Source organism: Kitasatospora sp. NPDC034035 (assembly GCF_055575755.1).
The window spans coordinates 179,496-199,419 of the sequence record NZ_JBVISA010000003.1 but is presented as its reverse complement, the minus strand read 5'-3'; the positions used below and the strand labels follow the sequence as shown (position 1 = coordinate 199,419).

The window sequence follows — 19,924 nt, the reverse complement described above, 5'->3', positions numbered from 1 at the left end:
CGGCCACCGAAATTCCGGGTGCTCCGCGCCGTGAGCCGACGGGCGGCGCGCGGAGGTCAGACCAGCACCGGCCGCGGCGCGACGGCCGGACGGACGAGCGGGGCCAGCGCCACCAGGTAGCAGGCGGCGGCGAGCGGGATGAAGGCCAGGTCGGCCCCCGAAGCGAGCGTGCCGAGCAGCACCAGCACCGGGCTCCACCAGCGCAGCGCCCGGGAGCGGCCGGCCGCGGCGGCGGTCAGCAGCGCCAGCAGGCCGACGTAGAAGAGCAGCGGGCCGACCTGGTAGACGGCCGGCAGCACACCCGGGACGTCCTGCACCCGGCCGAAGAGCCGCGACTGCTCGCCCTTGTCCGCCGCCGCGAGGCCGACGACCAGGTCGATCCCGATCTGCACCAGCGAGCAGAGCAGCCCCGCGAAGGCCGTCCCCAGCGCTGTCCCGGCCGCGATCCGCCCGGCCGTGCCGCGTGGGGCGAGCTGTCGGCGCAGGGCGAGGAAGACCGGGGCGAACAGCAGCAGCCCGGCCAGCATCGCGGTGTGACCGGCCGTCCAGCCGAGGCCCGGCTCGCGGGAGCCCGGGACCAGGCGGATGCCGCCGTAGAGCGCCATCAGGGCGGGGGCGCCGACGACGGCGTACGGGGTGAGGCGGGTGTGACGGGTGGCGTGAGTGGCGTTCATCTGACGATCTCTCCAGCGGTGTGGTCCGTTTCCGACACCCCAGAGCCTCCCGGCCCAGGCCCTCGTCCCGGATCGCCCGCACCGGCGAACTCCCCGCCTCCCCCGCACGAGGGAGGCACCCCGGCCGAGCCCGCCGTGGCGGAGCCCGTCAGGACTCCCCCACCACCACCGCCCCCGCCTCGTAGGCGAACACCACCGCGTGCACCCGGTCCCGCAGCCCGAGCTTGCTCAGCACATTGCTGACATGCGTCTTCACCGTGTGCTCGCTGACCACCAGCTCGGCCGCGATCTCGGCGTTGGACAGCCCGCGCGCGATCAGCCGCAGCGTCTCCTGCTCGCGCAGGGTCAGCTGCTCCAGCAGCTTGGAGGGCGGCCGCACCGCCCGTTCCGGCGCCCCCGGCCGGCGGGCGGCGAACTCGCCGATCAGCCGCCTGGTCACCGAGGGCGCGAGCAGCGCTTCCCCCGAGGCGACCATCCGCACCCCGTGCGCCAGGTCGTCCCGCCGGACGTCCTTGAGCAGGAAGCCGCTGGCGCCCGCGTACAGCGCGTCGAAGACGTAGTCGTCGATGTCGAAGGTGGTCAGCATGATCACCTTGGTGGACGGGAACTCGGCGCACACCCGGCGGGCCGCCTCCAGCCCGTCCATCACCGGCATCCGGACGTCCAGCAGCAGCACGTCGGGGCCGTGCTCACGCACCGCCTCGACGGCCTCGGCGCCGTCGGCCGCCTCGGCCACCACCTCGATGTCCGGCTGCGCGTCCAGGATCATCCCGAACCCGGCCCGCACCAGCTCCTGGTCGTCCGCGACGACCACCCGAATCGGCGTCATCCGCCCACCCCCTCCACCGTTCCGCCCGCCCCCAGCGGCAGCCGGGCGCTCACCAGGAAACCCCTGCCCTCCGGCCCCGGACCGGCCTCGGCCCGCCCGCCGCAGGCCGCCGCCCGCTCCCGGATGCCGACCAGCCCGCGCCCGCCGGACCAGCCGACCACCGTACGGCCGGCCGTCGGCGGCACCCCGCGGCCGTTGTCGGAGACCACGACCTCCAGCACGTCCCCGGCCTGCCGCACCCGGATCGCGGCCCGGTCGGCCCCGGCGTGCTTGACCGTGTTGGTCAGCGCCTCCTGCACGATCCGGTAGGCCGCGGCCTGCACGTCGGCGGGCGCCGTGCGCAGCCCGTCGGCCAGTTCGAGCTCCACCGCCAGCCCGGCCTGGCGCACCCGCTCGGCCACGTCGGCGAGTTCGGCCAGCCGGGGCTGCGGCGCCAGCTCCGGGCCGACCCCTTCCTCCTTCAACACCCCGAGCACGCGACGCAGTTGGACCATCGCGTCGCGCCCCGCGTCGGCGATGGTGTCGAACGCGCGGATCGCCCGGTCCGGGTTGCTGCGCACCACCACCGGCCCGGCCTCGGCCTGGATCACCATCAGCGAGACCGCGTGCGCCAGGATGTCGTGCATTTCCCGGGCGATCCTGGCCCGCTCCTGCGCCACCGCCCGGCCGGCCTCGCTGGCCGCCCGCTCACCGGCCTCCCGGGCACGTTCCGCCTGCACCCGGGCCAGCTCCCGCTGGGCGCGCACCAGCGAGCCGAACACAAACGAGCCGACGGAGGTGATCAGGCTGAACAGCGCGCCGTTGGGCGAGTGGGTGCCGATCACGTTGCCGACCACCGTCGCCGCCAGCACCGTCCAGCGCGCCCGGTCCGAGCACCGCTCGGCGACCGTGTAGAGGCCGATCACCCCGGCCAGCGGGACCTGCGGGTTCGCCGAGTGCGCCAGCAGCGACAGCGCGACGAAGGCCACACTGCTCGCCGCCAGCGCGGTCAGCGGCGCCCGGCGCCGCCAGGGCAGCGGCAGCGCGGTGGACACGGCCACCAGGTAGACCCACCACGGCCAGGCCGTGTCGTCGTTGTAGACCGCCCAGATCGAGATCCCGGCCGACACCACCGCCAGCAGCGAGTCCTGCACGTACGGACTCAGCCCGGCCGGCCGGTTCAGCCGGCCCGAAGCACGCTCCACCCCGGCACCTCCCCCGTAACCGGGGACACCGCCCCCGCGGAGAAGATCATGCCCTACCGGCAGTACCTCCGGAACGGCCCGGTCAGGCACCGCTGACCGTCACACCGCCGGTCTCCGCCCGCGCGGTGATGGTGCGCGCCGCTCCCGGCTGCGAGGGGATGCTCACGTCCACCCCGCCGACCGACGCCTTCGCGTCCACCGCGTACGCCTCCCCGCCCGGCACCTGCACCCGCACCCCGCCGTTCAAGGTCTTCGCCTCCACCTTCGACGGCGCGGCGGCGAAGTCGGCCCGCACCCCGCCGTTCACCGCGGTCAGCTTCACCTGCGGGGAGGTCAGCCCGCTGGCCTCGACCCCGCCGTTCTTCACGTCGGCCTCCGCCTCGCCGGCCAGCCCGTTCAGCTTGATGCCGCCGTTGGTCTCCTTCACCCGCACCTTGGTCCCGGCCGGCACGTGCACGGTGTACCCGATGCCGCAGTGGTCGCAGTCGTACGTCAGCCGGAGCACGCCGTCCTTCACCTCGTGCGTGCTCTTCGGCGCGTCCCCCCTGTAGTTCTGGTTCTCGACCACGTGCACGGTGTCACCGGCGCCGGTCACCACCACGCCGCCGTTCTCCCCCTCGACCACCAGCTCCCTGACCGGCTCGGCCACCCCGTACTCGACCGTCCGGTGCTCCTGGTCGTCCCCGATCGGCAGGCAGCCCGACATCCCGACCAGCACCCCCGCCGTGATCGCCACCGCGCCCAGTACCCGCTTCATCCCCGGCCCCCTTCGAAAGCCCCGTCACCCGACACCGAGAAGCCTTCCGCACCCGACCGTTCCCACGCCTCCCTCCCCGGAGCGGTTCCCCCGTCTCCCCCGCACGGGCGAGGAGCTCCTCCGGGAATGCCGAAGGGCCCGGAGGCAAATGCCTCCGGGCCCTTCGAACGAGTAGCGGGGACAGGATTTGAACCTGCGACCTCTGGGTTATGAGCCCAGCGAGCTACCGAGCTGCTCCACCCCGCGTCGGTAAACACGACCTTACGCGACTTCGACCAAAAGACCTAATCGCTTTCCCTCCGGGGCCCTGGCCGACCCCCGCCGGCCTCGGCCAGGGCCCCGGAAACCCCGCAGGGGCCCGGGGAAACGCCGCAGAGGCCCGGAAACGCCGCAGGGCGGCCACCCCGTGAGGGGTGACCGCCCTGCGATCAGTGACGCGCGACTCAGCCGGTGTACGGGCCGTAGTCGTAGTCGTCCAGCGGAACCGCCTGGCCGGAGCCGGCGCCGAAGGGCGACAGGTCGTAGTCGTCGTAGCCGACGGCCGAGTACATCGCGGCCTTGGCCTCCTCGGTCGGCTCGACCCGGATGTTGCGGTAGCGGGGCAGACCCGTACCGGCCGGGATGAGCTTACCGAGGATGACGTTCTCCTTGAGGCCCAGCAGCGGGTCCGACTTGGCGTGGATCGCCGCGTCGGTGAGGACCCGGGTCGTCTCCTGGAAGGAGGCGGCCGACAGCCAGGACTCGGTGGCCAGCGAGGCCTTGGTGATACCCATCAGCTGCGGACGGCCGGAGGCGGGGTGACCGCCCTCGGCGACCACGCGACGGTTCTCGGTCTCGAAGCGGCCGCGCTCGACGAGCTCGCCCGGGAGCAGCTCGGCGTCGCCCGACTCGATGATCGTCACGCGGCGGAGCATCTGCCGGATGATGATCTCGATGTGCTTGTCGTGGATCGACACACCCTGCGAGTTGTAGACCTTCTGGACCTCGGCGACCAGGTGGATCTGGACGGCCCGCTGGCCCATGATGCGCAGCACGTCGTGCGGGTTGGTGGCACCCATGGTCAGCTTCTGGCCGACCTCGACCGCCTCGCCCTCGCTGACGAGCAGCTTCACACGCTTGGAGACCGGGTAGGCGATCTCCTCGCTGCCGTCGTCCGGCGTGATGACCAGCTTGCGGGTCTTCTCGGTGTCCTCGATGCGGACCCGGCCCTGCGCCTCCGAGATCGGGGCCACACCCTTGGGGGTACGGGCCTCGAAGAGCTCGACGACACGCGGCAGACCCTGGGTGATGTCGTCACCGGCCACACCACCGGTGTGGAAGGTACGCATCGTCAGCTGGGTACCGGGCTCACCGATGGACTGGGCGGCGATGATGCCGACCGCCTCACCGATGTCGACCAGCTTGCCGGTGGCCAGCGAGCGCCCGTAGCACATGGCGCAGGTGCCGACGGCCGACTCACAGGTCAGGATCGAGCGGGTCTTGACCTCGCCGATGCCGTGGCGGATCAGCTCGTCGATCAGCACGTCACCGAGGTCGGTGTTGGCGGTGGCAAGGAGCTTGCCGTCCACCGTGATGTCCTCGGCGAGCATGCGGGCGTAGACGCTGGTCTCGACGTCGTCGGCCTTGCGCAGCACGCCGTCGGCGCCCACGGAACCGATCGACAGCTTGAGGCCGCGCTCGGTGCCGCAGTCCTCCTCGCGAATGATGACGTCCTGGGAGACGTCGACCAGACGACGGGTGAGGTAGCCGGAGTCGGCGGTACGCAGAGCGGTGTCGGCCAGACCCTTACGGGCACCGTGGGTCGAGATGAAGTACTCGAGAACGGTGAGGCCCTCACGGAACGACGCCTTGATGGGACGGGGGATCGTCTCGTTCTTGGCGTTGGACACCAGACCACGCATACCGGCGATCTGGCGCATCTGCATCATGTTTCCACGAGCACCCGAGTCGACCATCATGAAGATGGGGTTGGTCTTCGGGAAGTTCGCGTTCATGGCCTCGGCAACCTCGTTGGTCGCCTGGGTCCAGATGCCGATGAGCTCCTGCTTGCGCTCGTCGTTGGTGATCAGGCCGCGCTCGTACTGACGCTGGACCTTCTCGGCCTTGGCCTCGTAGCCCTCGAGGATCTGGGGCTTGCTCGGCGGGACGACGACGTCGGAGATCGAGACGGTGACACCCGAGCGGGTGGCCCAGTGGAAGCCGGCCGCCTTCAGGTTGTCCAGGGTCGCCGCGACGACGACCTTGGGGTAGCGCTCCGCCAGGTCGTTGACGATCGCGGAGAGCTGCTTCTTGCCCACCTCGTAGTCGACGAACGGGTAGTCCTCGGGCAGCAGCTCGTTGAAGAGCGCGCGGCCCAGGGTGGTCTGCAGGCGAAAGGACTCGCCCTCGAACCAGCCCGGCTGACCGTCCTCGTCGATCGGCGGGGTCCAGCCACGGGGCGGGACGGTGCCCATCGGCAGACGGACGTCGATGACGGCCTGGACGTCCAGCTCCTTGGCGTCGAACGCCATGACGGCCTCGGCGGTGGAGGAGAAGGAACGGCCACCGCCCTTCACCTCCTCGCGGTCCGAGGTGAGGAAGAACAGACCGAGCACCATGTCCTGGGTCGGCATGGTGACGGGGCGACCGTCGGCCGGCTTCAGGATGTTGTTCGAGGACAGCATCAGGATGCGGGCCTCGGCCTGCGCCTCCGCGGAGAGCGGCAGGTGGACGGCCATCTGGTCACCGTCGAAGTCCGCGTTGAACGCGGTGCAGACGAGCGGGTGGATCTGGATGGCCTTGCCCTCGACCAGCTGCGGCTCGAAGGCCTGGATGCCGAGGCGGTGCAGGGTGGGCGCACGGTTCAGCAGGACCGGGTGCTCGGCGATGACCTCTTCGAGGACGTCCCACACGACCGGACGGGCGCGCTCGACCATGCGCTTGGCCGACTTGATGTTCTGCGCGTGGTTCAGGTCGACCAGGCGCTTCATCACGAACGGCTTGAAGAGCTCCAGCGCCATGGCCTTCGGCAGACCGCACTGGTGCAGCTTGAGCTGCGGGCCGACGACGATGACCGAACGGGCCGAGTAGTCGACTCGCTTGCCGAGCAGGTTCTGACGGAAACGACCCTGCTTGCCCTTCAGCATGTCGCTGAGGGACTTCAGCGGGCGGTTGCCCGGGCCGGTGACCGGACGGCCACGACGGCCGTTGTCGAACAGCGCGTCGACGGCCTCCTGGAGCATGCGCTTCTCGTTGTTCACGATGATCTCGGGGGCACCGAGGTCGAGAAGCCGCTTCAGGCGGTTGTTGCGGTTGATGACGCGGCGGTACAGGTCGTTCAGGTCGGAGGTCGCGAAGCGGCCACCGTCCAGCTGCACCATCGGACGCAGGTCCGGCGGGATGACCGGGACGCAGTCCAGCACCATGCCGTTGGGCTTGTTGGTGGTCTGCAGGAACGCGGAAACGACCTTGAGGCGCTTCAGCGCACGGGTCTTCTTCTGGCCCTTGCCGGTGCGGATGATCTCGCGCAGGCGCTCGGACTCCTCCGCCAGGTCGAAGGTCTCGAGGCGGTCCTTGAGGGCCGCCGCGCCCATCGAGCCGGAGAAGTAGGTGCCGAAGCGGTCGCGCAGCTCGCGGTAGAGCAGCTCGTCGCCCTCGAGGTCCTGGACCTTGAGGTTCTTGAAGCGGGCCCACACCTCGTCGAGGCGGTCGAGCTCGCGCTGCGCGCGGTCGCGCAGCTGCTTCATCTCGCGCTCGGCGCTCTCGCGCACCTTGCGGCGCACGTCGGCCTTGGCGCCCTCGGCCTCCAGCTCGGCCAGGTCGGTCTCGGCCTTCTTGGCGCGGGCCTCGAGGTCGGAGTCGCGGCGGTTCTCGATCTGCTGACGCTCGACCGAGACGTGCGCCTCCAGGGACGGCAGGTCGCGCTGGCGGCGCTCGTCGTCGACCCAGGTGATCATGTAGGCGGCGAAGTAGATGACCTTCTCGAGGTCCTTCGGCGCCAGGTCCAGCAGGTAGCCCAGGCGGGACGGGACACCCTTGAAGTACCAGATGTGGGTGACCGGGGCGGCCAGCTCGATGTGGCCCATCCGCTCGCGACGCACCTTGGCGCGGGTCACCTCGACGCCGCAGCGCTCGCAGATGATGCCCTTGAAGCGGACGCGCTTGTACTTACCGCAGTAGCACTCCCAGTCCCGGGTGGGGCCGAAGATCTTCTCGCAGAAGAGCCCGTCCTTTTCCGGCTTCAGGGTGCGGTAGTTGATGGTCTCCGGCTTCTTGACCTCGCCGTGCGACCACTGGCGGATGTCGTCGGCGGTGGCCAGGCCGATGCGGAGCTCGTCGAAGAAGTTGACGTCAAGCACTGGTCGTCAAGCCCTCTTTCGTAAGTCGAGAGTCGTTCATGTGGTCTGAGGGGGGCCTGGGGGCGGGCCGGCTGCGCGGGCAGCCGGCCCAACCTCCGTCAGACCTCTTCGACGCTGCTCGGCTCGCGCCGGGACAGGTCAATGCCGAGCTCTTCGGCGGCGCGGAACACGTCCTCGTCGGAGTCCCGCATCTCGATGGACTGGCCGTCCGAGGACAGCACCTCCACGTTGAGGCAGAGCGACTGCATTTCCTTGATGAGGACCTTGAAGGACTCGGGAATGCCGGGCTCGGGGATGTTCTCGCCCTTGACGATGGCCTCGTAGACCTTCACGCGGCCGAGGACGTCGTCGGACTTGATGGTGAGGAGCTCCTGCAGCGCGTAGGCCGCGCCGTACGCCTCGAGGGCCCACACCTCCATCTCACCGAAGCGCTGACCACCGAACTGCGCCTTACCACCGAGCGGCTGCTGGGTGATCATCGAGTACGGGCCGGTCGAGCGGGCGTGCAGCTTGTCGTCGACCAGGTGGTGCAGCTTGAGGATGTACATGTAGCCGACCGAGACCGGCATCGGGAACGGCTCGCCGGAGCGGCCGTCGAACAGCCGGGCCTTGCCGGTGGAGTTCACCAGGCGCTCACCGTCACGGGTGAGGGTGGTGTTGTCCAGCAGGCCGGTGATCTCGTCCTCGCGGGCGCCGTCGAAGACCGGGGTGGCGAGGTTGGTGCCGCCCTGGACGGTGTCGGCGCCGATCGCCTGCAGGCGCTGGGCCCACTCGTCGGCGAGGCCGGAGACGTCCCAGCCCTGCTTGGCGAGCCACCCGAGGTGAATCTCCAGGACCTGCCCGGGGTTCATTCGGGACGGGACGCCCAGCGGGTTGAGGATGATGTCGACCGGGGTGCCGTCCTCCAGGAACGGCATGTCCTCGACCGGCAGGATCTTGGAGATGACACCCTTGTTGCCGTGACGGCCGGCGAGCTTGTCACCGTTGGTGATCTTGCGCTTCTGGGCCACGTAGACGCGGACCAGCTGGTTCACGCCCGGGGGCAGCTCGTCGCCCTCTTCGCGGTCGAAGACGCGGACGCCGATGACCTTGCCGGACTCACCGTGCGGCACCTTCAGCGAGGTGTCGCGGACCTCACGGGCCTTCTCACCGAAGATCGCGCGGAGCAGGCGCTCCTCCGGGGTCAGCTCGGTCTCGCCCTTCGGGGTGACCTTGCCGACGAGGATGTCGCCGGTGACGACGTCGGCGCCGATGCGGATGATGCCGCGCTCGTCGAGGTCGGCGAGGACCTCCTCGGAGACGTTCGGGATGTCCCGGGTGATCTCCTCGGGGCCCAGCTTGGTGTCACGGGCGTCGACCTCGTGCTCCTCGATGTGGATCGAGGAGAGGACGTCGTCCTGCACGAGGCGCTGCGACAGGATGATCGCGTCCTCGTAGTTGTGACCCTCCCAGGACATGAACGCCACGAGGAGGTTCTTGCCGAGGGCCATCTCGCCCTCGTCGGTGCAGGGGCCGTCGGCCAGCACCTGGTTGACCTCGACGCGGGCGCCCTCGTCCACGAGCACCTTCTGGTTGAAGGCGGTGCCCTGGTTGGAGCGGGTGAACTTGGCGGCGCGGTACGTGGTGTACGTGCCGTCGTCGTTGGCCACGGTGACGTAGTCGGCCGAGACCTCCTGGACGACACCGGCCTTCTCGGCGGTGATGACGTCCGCGGCGTCGACGGCGCAGCGGTACTCCATGCCGGTACCGACCAGCGGAGCCTCGCTCTTCAGCAGCGGCACCGCCTGGCGCATCATGTTCGAGCCCATGAGTGCGCGGTTGGCGTCGTCGTGCTCGAGGAACGGGATCATGGCGGTCGCGACCGACACCATCTGGCGCGGCGAGACATCCATGTAGTCGATCTCGGTGCCGGGGATGTAGTCGATCTCGCCGCCACGGCGGCGGACCAGGACGCGCGGCTCGGCGAAGGTCAGCTCCGCCGTCAGCGGGGCGTTGGCCTGCGCGATGACGTAGCGGTCCTCCTCGTCGGCCGTGAGGTAGTCGACCTGCTCGGTGACGACACCCTCGATGACCTTGCGGTACGGGGTCTCGATGAAGCCGAAGGCGTTGACCCGGCCGTACGAGGCCAGCGACCCGATCAGACCGATGTTCGGGCCTTCGGGGGTCTCGATCGGACACATGCGGCCGTAGTGCGAGGGGTGCACGTCACGGACCTCGAAGCCGGCGCGCTCACGGGAGAGACCGCCGGGGCCGAGCGCGGACAGACGACGCTTGTGGGTCAGGCCCGACAGCGGGTTCGTCTGGTCCATGAACTGCGACAGCTGGCTGGTGCCGAAGAACTCCTTGATGGAGGCGACGACCGGCCGGATGTTGATCAGGGTCTGCGGCGTGATCGCCTCGACGTCCTGGGTGGTCATGCGCTCGCGCACGACGCGCTCCATACGGGCGAGACCCGTACGGACCTGGTTCTGGATGAGCTCGCCGACGTTGCGCAGGCGGCGGTTGCCGAAGTGGTCGATGTCGTCGACCTCGACCACGATGTCGCGGCCCTCGCCGTCACGCCACTCGGTCTCGCCCGCGTGCAGCTTCACCAGGTACTTGATCGCACCGATGATGTCGGGCTCGGTGAGCACGCCGGAGTCCAGCGACTCGGCGTTGCCCAGCTTGCGGTTGACCTTGTAACGGCCGACCTTCGCGAGGTCGTAGCGCTTCGGGTTGAAGTACAGGTTCTCCAGAAGCGTCTGCGCGGCCTCGCGCGTCGGCGGCTCGCCCGGACGCAGCTTGCGGTAGATGTCCAGGAGCGCGTCGTCCTGGCCCTGGGTGTGGTCCTTCTCCAGGGTGTTGCGCATCGACTCGTACTCGCCGAACTCCTCGAGAATCATCTCGTTGGTCCAGCCGAGGGCCTTCAGCAGCACGGTGACGGACTGCTTGCGCTTGCGGTCGATGCGGACGCCGACCATGTCGCGCTTGTCGATCTCCATCTCCAGCCAGGCACCACGCGAGGGGATGACCTTGCAGGAGTAGATGTCCTTGTCGGAGACCTTGTCCAGGGTGGAGTCGAAGTACACACCCGGGGAACGGACCAGCTGCGACACGACGACACGCTCGGTGCCGTTGATCACGAACGTGCCCTTGTGGGTCATGAGCGGGAAGTCGCCCATGAAGACCGTCTGAGACTTGATCTCACCGGTCTCGTTGTTGGTGAACTCGGCCGTGACGAAGAGCGGAGCCGCGAACGTGAAGTCGCGGTCCTTGCACTCGTCAATGGAGTTCTTCGGCGGCTCGAAACGGTGGTCGCGGAAGGTCAGCGACATCGACCCACTGAAGTCCTCGATCGGGGAGATCTCCTCGAAGATCTCCTCCAGACCGGACTTGGTGGGGACGTCCAGACCGTTCTCCAGCGCCTTCTCGACCCTGGACTTCCAGGCCGCGTTGCCGAGCAGCCAGTCAAAGCTCTCGGTCTGCAGGGCCAGGAGGTTCGGGACCTCGAGGGGCTCCTTGATCTTCGCGAACGAGACGCGGAGAGGAGCGGTGGATGCGGCGGAATTGTTCGAGGCGTTGCGCGGCGCGGCCAAGAGGGGGGTCCTTCCGAGGGCTCGGAGCTCACTACGCGCGTACCAGCCGGGCCTAATTGGGCTTGGACCCGCCTCCTCGCCACTGGCCTCCGCCGGGGTCGAAACCCCAGGTCAGAGCCGCTTTGCGGAGGCGATGCCAGACCCCTTCAGGGCAACGCAAACTCCGGGCGACGAGTCACGGAGCAGCTAACAGGCAGCGCAAAGGGACAGTGTAGCCAAAGGCCACACTGCTGTCCAGCTCTGATTCGGAGACCGAATCGGAGACTCCTCCCGGTAGCCGGCGGACGCGAACGCCTGCCGGGTACTGCTCTAACTCACGTGGAGTCATTTCCCGCCGGAGCCACTGGTTATGCATCCAGCAGCGAACCAACCGGGCGGACTCGCGCCTTGAGAATCGCGCGCCGCGCCAGGGTTCGTCAAGGGCCCGCCGACGGGGCGGACCTCGCCCCGTCCATCGGTCCGGACCCCTCCCGCGTTACAGACGCCGTGGTGGGGGCCGCCCCTGACGACGGTGATCACCTTACCGCTCGCCACCGACGGTGCCGAGTGAGCGGTGGGCCACACCGGTGGGCCGCGCCGGCCCGGACGGGAAAACGGGGCCGGGCACCGCCCGGTACCCCGGGAACGCAAAAAGCCGGGCCGACCACCCGCAAGGGTGATCGGCCCGGCCGTACGCCCCCTCAGAGGGGGCGCATGATCACTTGACGGTGACCTTGGCGCCGGCACCCTCGAGGGCGGCCTTGGCCTTCTCGGCAACGTCCTTGGCAACCTTCTCCAGGACCTTGGCACCAGCGGTGTCAACGAGGTCCTTGGCCTCCTTCAGGCCGAGGGAGGTCAGGGTGCGCACCTCCTTGATGACCTGGATCTTCTTGTCGCCGGCACCGTCGAGGATGACGTCGAACTCGTCCTGCTCCTCAGCGGCCTCGGCGGCCGGGCCGGCAACGCCGGCGGCGGCAACGGCGACCGGAGCGGCAGCGGTGACGTCGAACTTCTCCTCGAAGGCCTTCACGAAGGCAGCGAGCTCGATGAGGGTGAGCTCCTCGAACTGCGCGAGCAGCTCGTCCTGGGTCAGCTTCGCCATGATGGCGTCCTTCCACTAAATCGGCAGGTGGTGCCGTATGTACGGGTTTGGCGGGCACGGGCCCGCAGCGAGGCGTGAGCCTGCCGAACTACTCGGCGGCAGCGTCCTCGGCGGCGGGAGCCGGCGTACCGGCACCGCCCTGCTCGACCTTGTCGCGCAGCGCGTCCACGGTGCGGACGAGCTTCGACGGCAGGGCCTGGAAGAGCGCGGCAGCCTGGGACTGCTTGGCCTTCAGGGCACCCGCCAGCTTGGCGAGCAGCACCTCGCGGGACTCGAGGTCCGCGAGCTTCTTGATCTCATCGGCGGACAGCGCCTTACCGTCAAGGACACCGCCCTTGATGATGAGAGCGGGGTTCTCCTTGGCGAAGTCACGCAGAGCCTTCGCCGACTCCACCGGGTCACCGGTGACGAAGGCAACAGCCGTCGGACCGTTGAACAGGTCGTCGAGCTCCGTGATCCCGACCTCATTGGCCGCGATCTTGGTCAGCGTGTTCTTCACCACGGCGTACTCGGCGTTGTCGCCGAGCGAGCGACGCAGGGTCTTGACCTGCTTCACCGAGAGACCGCGGTACTCGGTCAGCAGCGCCGCGGAGGAGCCACGGAACTTGTCCGTGATCTCGGCAACGGCAGCAGCCTTGTCGGGCCTGGCCATAGGCTTACGCCTCCTTCCGTGATGTCGAAGTCGGGCCGACCGCGAAAGTCGACCTAGGTCGCCGCGGACCGACCGGACGGAAGGAAAGCTCCTGCGAAATGCAAGGAGCCCCGGTGCGCAGGCGCACGGGGCTCGTGACGACCTCGACGGGCGTCCACGCGAGCGCGGTACCCGGAAGTCGAAGCTCCAGACACACCTGCGCGGGCTGCCTGCGACGAATCGCAGATCCTTCGGCCACCGGCTCCCTGACGGGGCGCGGCGACAACCAGCGGTCTTTGGCTTCGGTAACAGTAACGGCACCGCGCCGTCCGGGGCAAATCGCCCGGACCCCGCCCGTCCCGGGGCTCAGCGGGCCAGTGGGGAGACCGTCCGGACGCCGGTGTCCACGGTGTCCGTCTCGGCGGGCGCCTGCGCCGAGAGCAGGGCCCCGGCGAGGTCGGTGTAGAGCACCGAGTCGTCCGCCCGGCCGCTGTCCCCGTTTCCGGTGCGCTGGATCCGGACCAGCTGGTCCTTGTCGTTGAGCCAGAGGTCCAGGGTGAGCGAGAGCGAGCCGCCGGGCGCGAGCGCGGCCCGCAGGCCGTCCCGGCGGGCCTGGGTCAGCTGGGTCTGGGCGGCCGCGTACTTCTCGGCGGTGGTGGTGACCCGGTAGTGCTCGACGGTCGAGTCCTCGTACTTCTCCTCGCCGACGAAGGCGGCGTCCGTCCCGTCGGCGGTGGCCGCGGCCAGCGCCTCGACCGGGTTCAGCAGGTCGATCAGCCCGGCGTAGGGGATCTCCTTGTGGCCGTCCGGGTCCGGCGGGACGGTGAAGCGCTCCCAGTGCCTGCCGCCGTGCCGGGCCGCGGTGGCGGCGTCGCCGCCCTGGTAGGCGACGGTGTCCACGACGATCAGCTGCTCGGCGTCGCCCGGGGTGGAGCGTTTGACCTGCAGTGCCGTCTTGGGCTGCCAGAACAGCGGGCCGGATCCGGCGTCCGCACTGAGCCGGTAGCTGACCTTGGCCCGGCGGGCGGTCTGCATGGCCAGCTGGGCGGAGAGCAGCACCCCGTGCGGCGAGCGGTCGGTCGGCTTGGCCGGCCCGGTCGAGGAGGCGCCGGCCGGCGAGGCGCTGGTCGTGCTCGGGCTGCCGGACGGCGTCGCGCGCGCGTCGTCTCCCCCGCCGCATCCGCTCAGCCCGCTCGCCAGCAGGGCGACGACGACCACCGCCGCCAACCGCTGCCGTCCCGCCACGTCCGTTCCCTCCTCGCCCGGCCCCCGTCCGACGGCGGCCCTCCTCCGGCCACCATGCCACCCGCCACCGGCTCGGTCGGTGGCGGCCCCCTCGTCGGGCCGCGCGGCCCGGGCGGATCCACCGGGTCGGCCGAGTCGGGACGCGGAACGGGGAGCCGACGGCGTCGGCTCCCCGTCCGCCCGGGTCAGCTGGTGGCGTCGTCCTTCATGTACTGGTCCAGGTCGCCGAAGTCGATGAAGTCGGCCGGCTCGGACGCGATGACCGGGGTCCCGTAGTCCGAGTACGTCACGGAGACGTTCAGCGGGCCGGCCTTGGTCTCGGACCGCTCGGTCCGCTTGACCACGAGCTGGTCGGCATCGACCCAGACGTCGACCTGGTCGCTGGTGATGCCGGCCCCGGTCAGCTTCTGCTTGATCTGGTCGAGCTGGTCCGCGGTCACTCCCTGACCGCTCGCCTTGGCCATGTCGGCGACGCTGAGCGTGCCCGAGTAGTGGGTGGTGGCCTTGCCGTTCACCGTTTCCGGACCGACCTCCGCGACCTTGCCACTGGCGATCAGCGTCCGGACGCCCTGCACCGGGTCCGCGTTCTGGAGCTGGTCGGTCGAGCCGCCGGTCGCCTTGGCCATGTCGGCCTTGTCGAAGCGCACCCAGTGCGGGCCCCCACCGCTCTGGACCATCTGTCCGCCCAGGCGCATGTACATCGCGTCCTTGGTGTACAGGTACCGCACGCTGGGCCCTCCGGTCACCGGCTCCAGGACCTTGGCCATCGGCGAGCCCGACAGGTCCATCGTCAGGTCGGCTTCGAGGCCGTCGGACCAGCCGACCGCGCCCTTGCCCTTGATGGTGACCGCGCCCACCGTGATCACCTCGTCGATCTTCGCCGACTTGGCCGCGCCGGTCTTCTGGGTGACCTGCTCCAGGTAGACCGCCGGCGTCACCTTGGTCGGCTTCGAGGCGGCCTCCGACGAGGCTGCGGACGACGGCGCGCCAGCCTGCGCGCCGGCCGTGGTCGGCGCGGCCGGGGCGGCCGGGGCGGCGTTCCTGCCGTCGCCGTTGCTGTCGTTGCAAGCGGTCGCGGTCAGTGCCACAGCGGCAAGGACGACGGCGACGGCGGTCTTGCGGGTTCCAGCCATGGTTCCCCCCTTGAGAACCCCCGGGCGCGAGGTGCGCCCGGGGCGGTAGCCGGTCGTGCGGGTGGAGCCCCACGGGCTCCGGTTCACCGGCCCGGCCGGATCAGCCGAGCAGCTTGAGCAGGTCGGTCGCGTCGCCGAGGTCGGCGGCGGCGGGCGCCGTGATCGCGGAGGCCTTGCCGAGGTCCGAGTACTTGACGGTGACGGCCTGCTTCTGGCCGTTCGTGTCGCCGTACTCCTGGTACTGGACGAGCTCCTGCTTGCCGTTGAGCCAGAAGTCGAAGGTGAGGGTCTTGCCGTCCTCCTCCAGCGTCTTCTGGACGGCCTTGCGCTGGCCCTCGGGGAGCGCCGACATCCCGGCCACCAGGACGGAGGTGTCCTCGACCGCCCGCAGGTGGGTGGTCTGGACGCCGCCCAGGCTCTCCTGGCCGACCTTGGACAGCTTGCCGCCCTGGGCCGCGACGGTGAGCACGACGACCGGGTTCAGCATCTGGCCCGCCGCCACGAAGCCGTCACCGGCCTCGTTGCCGGCGGGCAGCTTGACCCAGTGCTTGCCGCCCAGGGCCGCGGCCGCGTCGCCGCCGCCGAGGTAGGCGTCCGCCCCGATCACCCGGAAACTGAGCTTCTTGCCCCCCATGTCGCCGGTCAGGTCCGCGGCGGCCTTGGCCGGGTCCTTCCAGTCGGCGTCACCGGAGCCGCCGCCCTTGGCGTCGTCCGGGGCGATCATGGTGACCTTGCCGTTGCCGGCCTTCTGCATGACCAGTGCGGAGGCGGCCAGCGCCGCCTTCGGGTCTCCGGTCAGCGCCGCCGCGATCGGGTCGCCGCCCTTGGCGTCACCGCTCTTGGCGTCGTTGCCGCCCTTGCTGCCACTGCTGCAGGCGGTGACCGCACCGAGCAGGACGGCCGTCGTCGCGACGGCCGAGGCGAGGCGCACAGCGCGCATGGAGTACCCCCGTGAGGTCCGATTCGATCCATGGAAGAGCTGATATTCAGGTCTTCTCAGGACTTTTCCCAGGCGGACTCTAACGGATGGCCCGAGCCGCCACGCACCGGATGTCCCCCTCCCGTCAGCCGCCCGCGGTAGGCGTCGCGTCTTCCGTTCCGGAGGAGGGGACATCCGTGGTGGTCACGGTGGTTCCGGCACTGCCCCGCACCGTCTCACGCAGCCTCAGCAGCCGCTCGCCGGGTCCGACCCAGACGTCGAAACCGATCGCCGTCACCCCCTGCTGCCGGCACCAGTCGACCGTCGCGGTCCGCCGCTGCGGGCTCAACTCCTCGTCCTTGCCGAAGAATTCGTCCACCGACACGGAGCCCTGGTAGTGCGCGACGGCCATCCCGTCCAGTTGCTCGCCACCGAGCGAGCCGAGTGCGACGTGCTGGGCGATCGCGTACGCGCGGCTGCCCGGTCCGGTGATCAGCGCGGTCGTCCAGCCTCCCGCGTAGCCGTCCGGATCAGGGCCGGCCGTCGGGTCCAGCGACTCGGCGCCGGCCCGGTCGGCGTGCTTGGCCGCACCGCCCTGGTACGCGAGGTCGACCGCACCGTTGCGCAGCGCCAGCTGCCCGGTGCCCGCCTCGTCGGTGACGGTCAGCTCGGCCTCGTCCCGGGGGCCCCAGACCAGGGTGCCGCTCGCGGTGCGCCGGCCGGCCGGGCCCTCCCGTACCACCTCGATCCGGGCGCCGCCGGCGTCGTCCAGTGCCTGCGCGGCCGAGAGCACCACCTGCTTGGGCGGCACGGCCGCGGGGGTGCCGGGCCTCCGGGTGTCCGGGGTGGCCAGCAGGCTGCAGCCGGTGCAGGCGCCGAGCAGCAGGAGAGCCGCCACCAGGGCGGCGGAGCGGGGGGCTGTCGGCACGGGACACTCCGTCGGTCACAGGCTCTCCACATGATCTGACCGGCAGAGCGTACGACGTCTCGGGCATCCGTTCCCATCCGAGCCGGTCCCGATCCCGCAACCGTTCCGATCGCGGCCCCGGCTCCCCGAAGGACCACGGCCCCGGAAACGACGACGGCCCCGGAAACGACGGCGGGCCCGCACCCCCGGTGAAGGGGGTACGGGCCCGCCGTACGGACTGCTCTAGAGCACTGGGGCTCAGACCGCGGCCGGGTCCTCCTCGGTGAGGAGGTTGCGGGTGCGGTTCGGGTCCACCTGGATGCCGGGGCCCATGGTGGTCGAGAACGCGGTCTTCTTGATGTAGCGGCCCTTGGCGGCGGACGGCTTGGCGCGGAGCACCTCGTCCAGCGCGGCGGCGTAGTTCTCGACCAGCTGCTCGTCGGTGAAGGAGGCCTTACCGATGATGAAGTGCAGGTTCGAGTGCTTGTCGACGCGGAACTCGATCTTGCCGCCCTTGATCTCGTTCACGGCCTTGGCCACGTCCGGGGTCACGGTGCCGGTCTTCGGGTTCGGCATCAGACCACGGGGACCGAGCACGCGGCCGAGGCGGCCGACCTTGCCCATGAGGTCCGGGGTGGCGACGACGGCGTCGAAGTCGAGGCGGCCCTTGGCGACCTCGTCGATGAGCTCGTCGGAACCGACGATGTCGGCACCCGCAGCACGCGCGGCCTCGGCACGCTCGCCGGTCGCGAAGACCAGGACCCGAGCGGTCTTACCGGTGCCGTGCGGGAGGATCACGGTGCTGCGGACCATCTGGTCGGCCTTGCGCGGGTCGACGCCCAGACGCATGGCGACCTCGACGGTGCCGTCGAACTTGGTGGTGCTGGTCGCCTTGGCGAGGCGGACGGCCTCGAGGGGGGCGTAAAGGCGCTCGCGGTCGACCTGGGCGTCCGCGGCCTTCAGGGCCTTGCTGCGCTTCATAGCTGCTCCTGAATGGTGATGGGAGTTGTGGTGTCACGGGCCTGCGCGGGCCCTACCACAAGGGACGAGAAGGGTTTCAGCCCTCGACGGTGATGCCCATCGACCGGGCGGTGCCGGCGATGATCTTCTCCGCGGCGTCCAGGTCGTTGGCGTTCAGGTCGGGCATCTTGGTGGTGGCGATGTCGCGGACCTGGGCGCTGGTGAGCTTCGCGACCTTGGTCTTGTGCGGCTCGCTGGAGCCCTTCTCGACACCCGCGGCCTTCAGGATGAGGCGCGCGGCCGGCGGCGTCTTCGTGATGAAGGTGAAGGAACGGTCCTCGTAGACCGTGATCTCCACCGGCACGATCATGCCGCGCTGCGACTCGGTCGCAGCGTTGTAGGCCTTGCAGAACTCCATGATGTTGACGCCGTGCTGGCCCAGCGCGGGGCCGACCGGCGGCGCCGGGTTGGCCGCACCGGCGTTGATCTGGAGCTTGATAAGCCCCGTGACCTTCTTCTTCTTGGGAGGCATGTCTCTCCGGGTCCTTCCGAGAGGTGATTGCTGGTGCGTGCGGAACCGGGGCGACACCCGGCCGGGAGCACACACATCGAACCAGGCTAACGCGTTCGCGCCGCTGGACCAAAACGGATCCGGGGCAGGGCGCTCGGCCCCACCCCGGATCCGAAGACCGTATGACTAGTTCTTCTGGATCTGGTCGAAGGAGAGCTCGACCGGGGTCTCCCGGCCGAAGATCTCGACCAGGCCCTTGACCTTCTTCGAGTCGGGGTTGATCTCGTTGATGGTCGCCTGCAGGGTCGCGAACGGACCGTCGGTGACGGTGACCGAGTCGCCGACCTCGAAGTCCAGCACCTGGATCTCGCTCGGCTTGATCGGCGAGGGCTTGCCGGCCTCCTTGGCCGCCTGGCGCTCGACGTCCGGGGCGAGCATCTTGACGACCTCGTCCAGGGTCAGCGGGTACGGGTCGTAGGCGTTGCCGACGAAGCCGGTGACACCCGGGGTGTTGCGCACGACGCCCCAGGACTCCGGGGTGAGGTCCATGCGCACCAGGACGTAGCCGGGGAGCTTGTTCTGGCGGATGGTCTTGCGGTCGCCGTTCTTGATCTGGACGACCTCCTCCTGCGGCACCTCGGCCTGGAAGATGTACTCCTCGACGTTCAGCGAGACGGCGCGCTGCTCCAGGTTCTGCTTCACCCGGTTCTCGTAGCCCGCGTAGGTGTGGATCACGTACCACTCGCCCGGCATGAAGCGCAGGTCCTCGCGGAACTTGGCGACCGGGTCGACCTCCTCGGCCTCCTCGGCCTCCTCGGCCTCCTCGGCGGCGGCCTCGTCGGCCTCGACCTCGTCAGCCTCAGCCTCGCCGGCCTCGGCCTCGTCGGCGGCGGCCTCGACGTCGCCCTCCACGTGCAGCGCGGCCTCCTCGGCGGGCTCACCGGCCTCGGCCTCGTCGTACGCCTCGACCTCGTCCTCGTCGCTGTCCGCGGCGTCCACGATCTGCTCGGCGGACTCTGCGTCGTCAGCCAGCTCGGCCGCGTCCAGCTCGGCGGCGACATCCGCCTCGCGGACGGTCTCGTCGGCGTCGTACAGGGGGGACTCAGACACGGTGGCTGCTTCTTTCCTGGAGATGGTGAAGGTGGCGCGCTCCGAAACCCGACCCGGCACGCTGCCGCTCG

The 19,924-nt window shown here is 69.9% G+C and carries 15 protein-coding genes and 1 tRNA gene; all 16 read right to left on the bottom strand.

Annotated features, from left to right (window positions below):
- Window positions 1-56: 56 nt before the first annotated feature.
- The gene (locus ACZ52J_RS05780; protein ID WP_465616140.1) at window positions 57-674 is read right to left on the bottom strand and encodes a hypothetical protein; all 618 of its coding nucleotides are present in this window, start codon (window positions 672-674) and stop codon (window positions 57-59) included.
- A 148-nt stretch (window positions 675-822) separates the two neighbouring features.
- The gene (locus tag ACZ52J_RS05775; RefSeq protein ID WP_360494930.1) at window positions 823-1,503 is read right to left on the bottom strand and encodes a response regulator transcription factor; all 681 of its coding nucleotides are present in this window, start codon (window positions 1,501-1,503) and stop codon (window positions 823-825) included.
- Window positions 1,500-2,687 carry a sensor histidine kinase gene (locus ACZ52J_RS05770; RefSeq protein WP_465616138.1) on the bottom strand — a complete coding sequence of 396 codons (1,188 nt, stop codon included), beginning with the start codon at window positions 2,685-2,687 and terminating at the stop codon, window positions 1,500-1,502. Before ACZ52J_RS05770 ends, ACZ52J_RS05775 begins: the two co-directional genes overlap by 4 nt.
- Before the next feature lie 82 nt (window positions 2,688-2,769).
- On the bottom strand, window positions 2,770-3,444 hold the full coding sequence (locus ACZ52J_RS05765) for a DUF4097 family beta strand repeat-containing protein (protein ID WP_465616136.1): 675 nt from the start codon (window positions 3,442-3,444) through the stop codon (window positions 2,770-2,772).
- A gap of 172 nt (window positions 3,445-3,616) precedes the next feature.
- Window positions 3,617-3,690: transfer RNA gene (locus tag ACZ52J_RS05760), tRNA-Met, on the bottom strand.
- A 197-nt stretch (window positions 3,691-3,887) separates the two neighbouring features.
- Window positions 3,888-7,781, bottom strand: coding sequence for a DNA-directed RNA polymerase subunit beta' (locus tag ACZ52J_RS05755; RefSeq protein ID WP_360494921.1), 3,894 nt, complete (start codon window positions 7,779-7,781; stop codon window positions 3,888-3,890).
- 98 nt (window positions 7,782-7,879) lie between these two features.
- Window positions 7,880-11,356, bottom strand: a complete 3,477-nt coding sequence (gene rpoB / locus ACZ52J_RS05750) for a DNA-directed RNA polymerase subunit beta (protein WP_360494918.1) — start codon at window positions 11,354-11,356, stop codon at window positions 7,880-7,882.
- 697 nt (window positions 11,357-12,053) lie between these two features.
- Window positions 12,054-12,437 carry a 50S ribosomal protein L7/L12 gene (rplL, locus tag ACZ52J_RS05745; RefSeq protein WP_360494915.1) on the bottom strand — a complete coding sequence of 128 codons (384 nt, stop codon included), beginning with the start codon at window positions 12,435-12,437 and terminating at the stop codon, window positions 12,054-12,056.
- A gap of 88 nt (window positions 12,438-12,525) precedes the next feature.
- Window positions 12,526-13,089 (bottom strand): 50S ribosomal protein L10, encoded by a 564-nt coding sequence (gene rplJ, locus ACZ52J_RS05740; protein ID WP_045693068.1) that lies wholly within the window; start codon window positions 13,087-13,089, stop codon window positions 12,526-12,528.
- A 345-nt stretch (window positions 13,090-13,434) separates the two neighbouring features.
- Window positions 13,435-14,313, bottom strand: coding sequence for an SCO4651 family lipoprotein (locus ACZ52J_RS05735; RefSeq protein ID WP_465616133.1), 879 nt, complete (start codon window positions 14,311-14,313; stop codon window positions 13,435-13,437).
- A gap of 185 nt (window positions 14,314-14,498) precedes the next feature.
- Window positions 14,499-15,446, bottom strand: a complete 948-nt coding sequence (locus ACZ52J_RS05730; protein ID WP_465616131.1) for an SCO4651 family lipoprotein — start codon at window positions 15,444-15,446, stop codon at window positions 14,499-14,501.
- Between the two features lie 100 nt (window positions 15,447-15,546).
- A complete protein-coding gene (locus ACZ52J_RS05725) occupies window positions 15,547-16,386 on the bottom strand; it encodes an SCO4651 family lipoprotein (RefSeq protein WP_465616129.1) in 840 nt (279 codons plus the stop codon).
- A gap of 124 nt (window positions 16,387-16,510) precedes the next feature.
- Window positions 16,511-17,293 (bottom strand): hypothetical protein, encoded by a 783-nt coding sequence (locus ACZ52J_RS05720; RefSeq protein WP_465616127.1) that lies wholly within the window; start codon window positions 17,291-17,293, stop codon window positions 16,511-16,513.
- 237 nt (window positions 17,294-17,530) lie between these two features.
- Window positions 17,531-18,253: a 50S ribosomal protein L1 gene (gene rplA, locus ACZ52J_RS05715; RefSeq protein ID WP_360494901.1), complete on the bottom strand. Its 723-nt coding sequence runs from the start codon at window positions 18,251-18,253 to the stop codon at window positions 17,531-17,533.
- Window positions 18,254-18,329: 76 nt separating this feature from the next.
- Window positions 18,330-18,764, bottom strand: coding sequence for a 50S ribosomal protein L11 (rplK, locus tag ACZ52J_RS05710; protein ID WP_360494898.1), 435 nt, complete (start codon window positions 18,762-18,764; stop codon window positions 18,330-18,332).
- Between the two features lie 165 nt (window positions 18,765-18,929).
- A complete protein-coding gene (gene nusG, locus ACZ52J_RS05705; protein ID WP_465616124.1) occupies window positions 18,930-19,853 on the bottom strand; it encodes a transcription termination/antitermination protein NusG in 924 nt (307 codons plus the stop codon).
- Window positions 19,854-19,924 lie beyond the last annotated feature (71 nt).

Bases quoted from the DNA above. Each gene is read 5' to 3' on its own strand.
- ACZ52J_RS05775 (WP_360494930.1), bottom strand. From the start codon at position 1,503: ATGACGCCGATTCGGGTGGTCGTCGCGGACGACCAGGAGCTGGTGCGG.
- rplA (WP_360494901.1), bottom strand. From the start codon at position 18,253: ATGAAGCGCAGCAAGGCCCTGAAGGCCGCGGACGCCCAGGTCGACCGC.
- rplL (WP_360494915.1), bottom strand. From the start codon at position 12,437: ATGGCGAAGCTGACCCAGGACGAGCTGCTCGCGCAGTTCGAGGAGCTC.
- rplK (WP_360494898.1), bottom strand. From the start codon at position 18,764: ATGCCTCCCAAGAAGAAGAAGGTCACGGGGCTTATCAAGCTCCAGATC.
- ACZ52J_RS05780 (WP_465616140.1), bottom strand. From the start codon at position 674: ATGAACGCCACTCACGCCACCCGTCACACCCGCCTCACCCCGTACGCC.
- ACZ52J_RS05730 (WP_465616131.1), bottom strand. From the start codon at position 15,446: ATGGCTGGAACCCGCAAGACCGCCGTCGCCGTCGTCCTTGCCGCTGTG.
- rplJ (WP_045693068.1), bottom strand. From the start codon at position 13,089: ATGGCCAGGCCCGACAAGGCTGCTGCCGTTGCCGAGATCACGGACAAG.
- ACZ52J_RS05725 (WP_465616129.1), bottom strand. From the start codon at position 16,386: ATGCGCGCTGTGCGCCTCGCCTCGGCCGTCGCGACGACGGCCGTCCTG.
- ACZ52J_RS05765 (WP_465616136.1), bottom strand. From the start codon at position 3,444: ATGAAGCGGGTACTGGGCGCGGTGGCGATCACGGCGGGGGTGCTGGTC.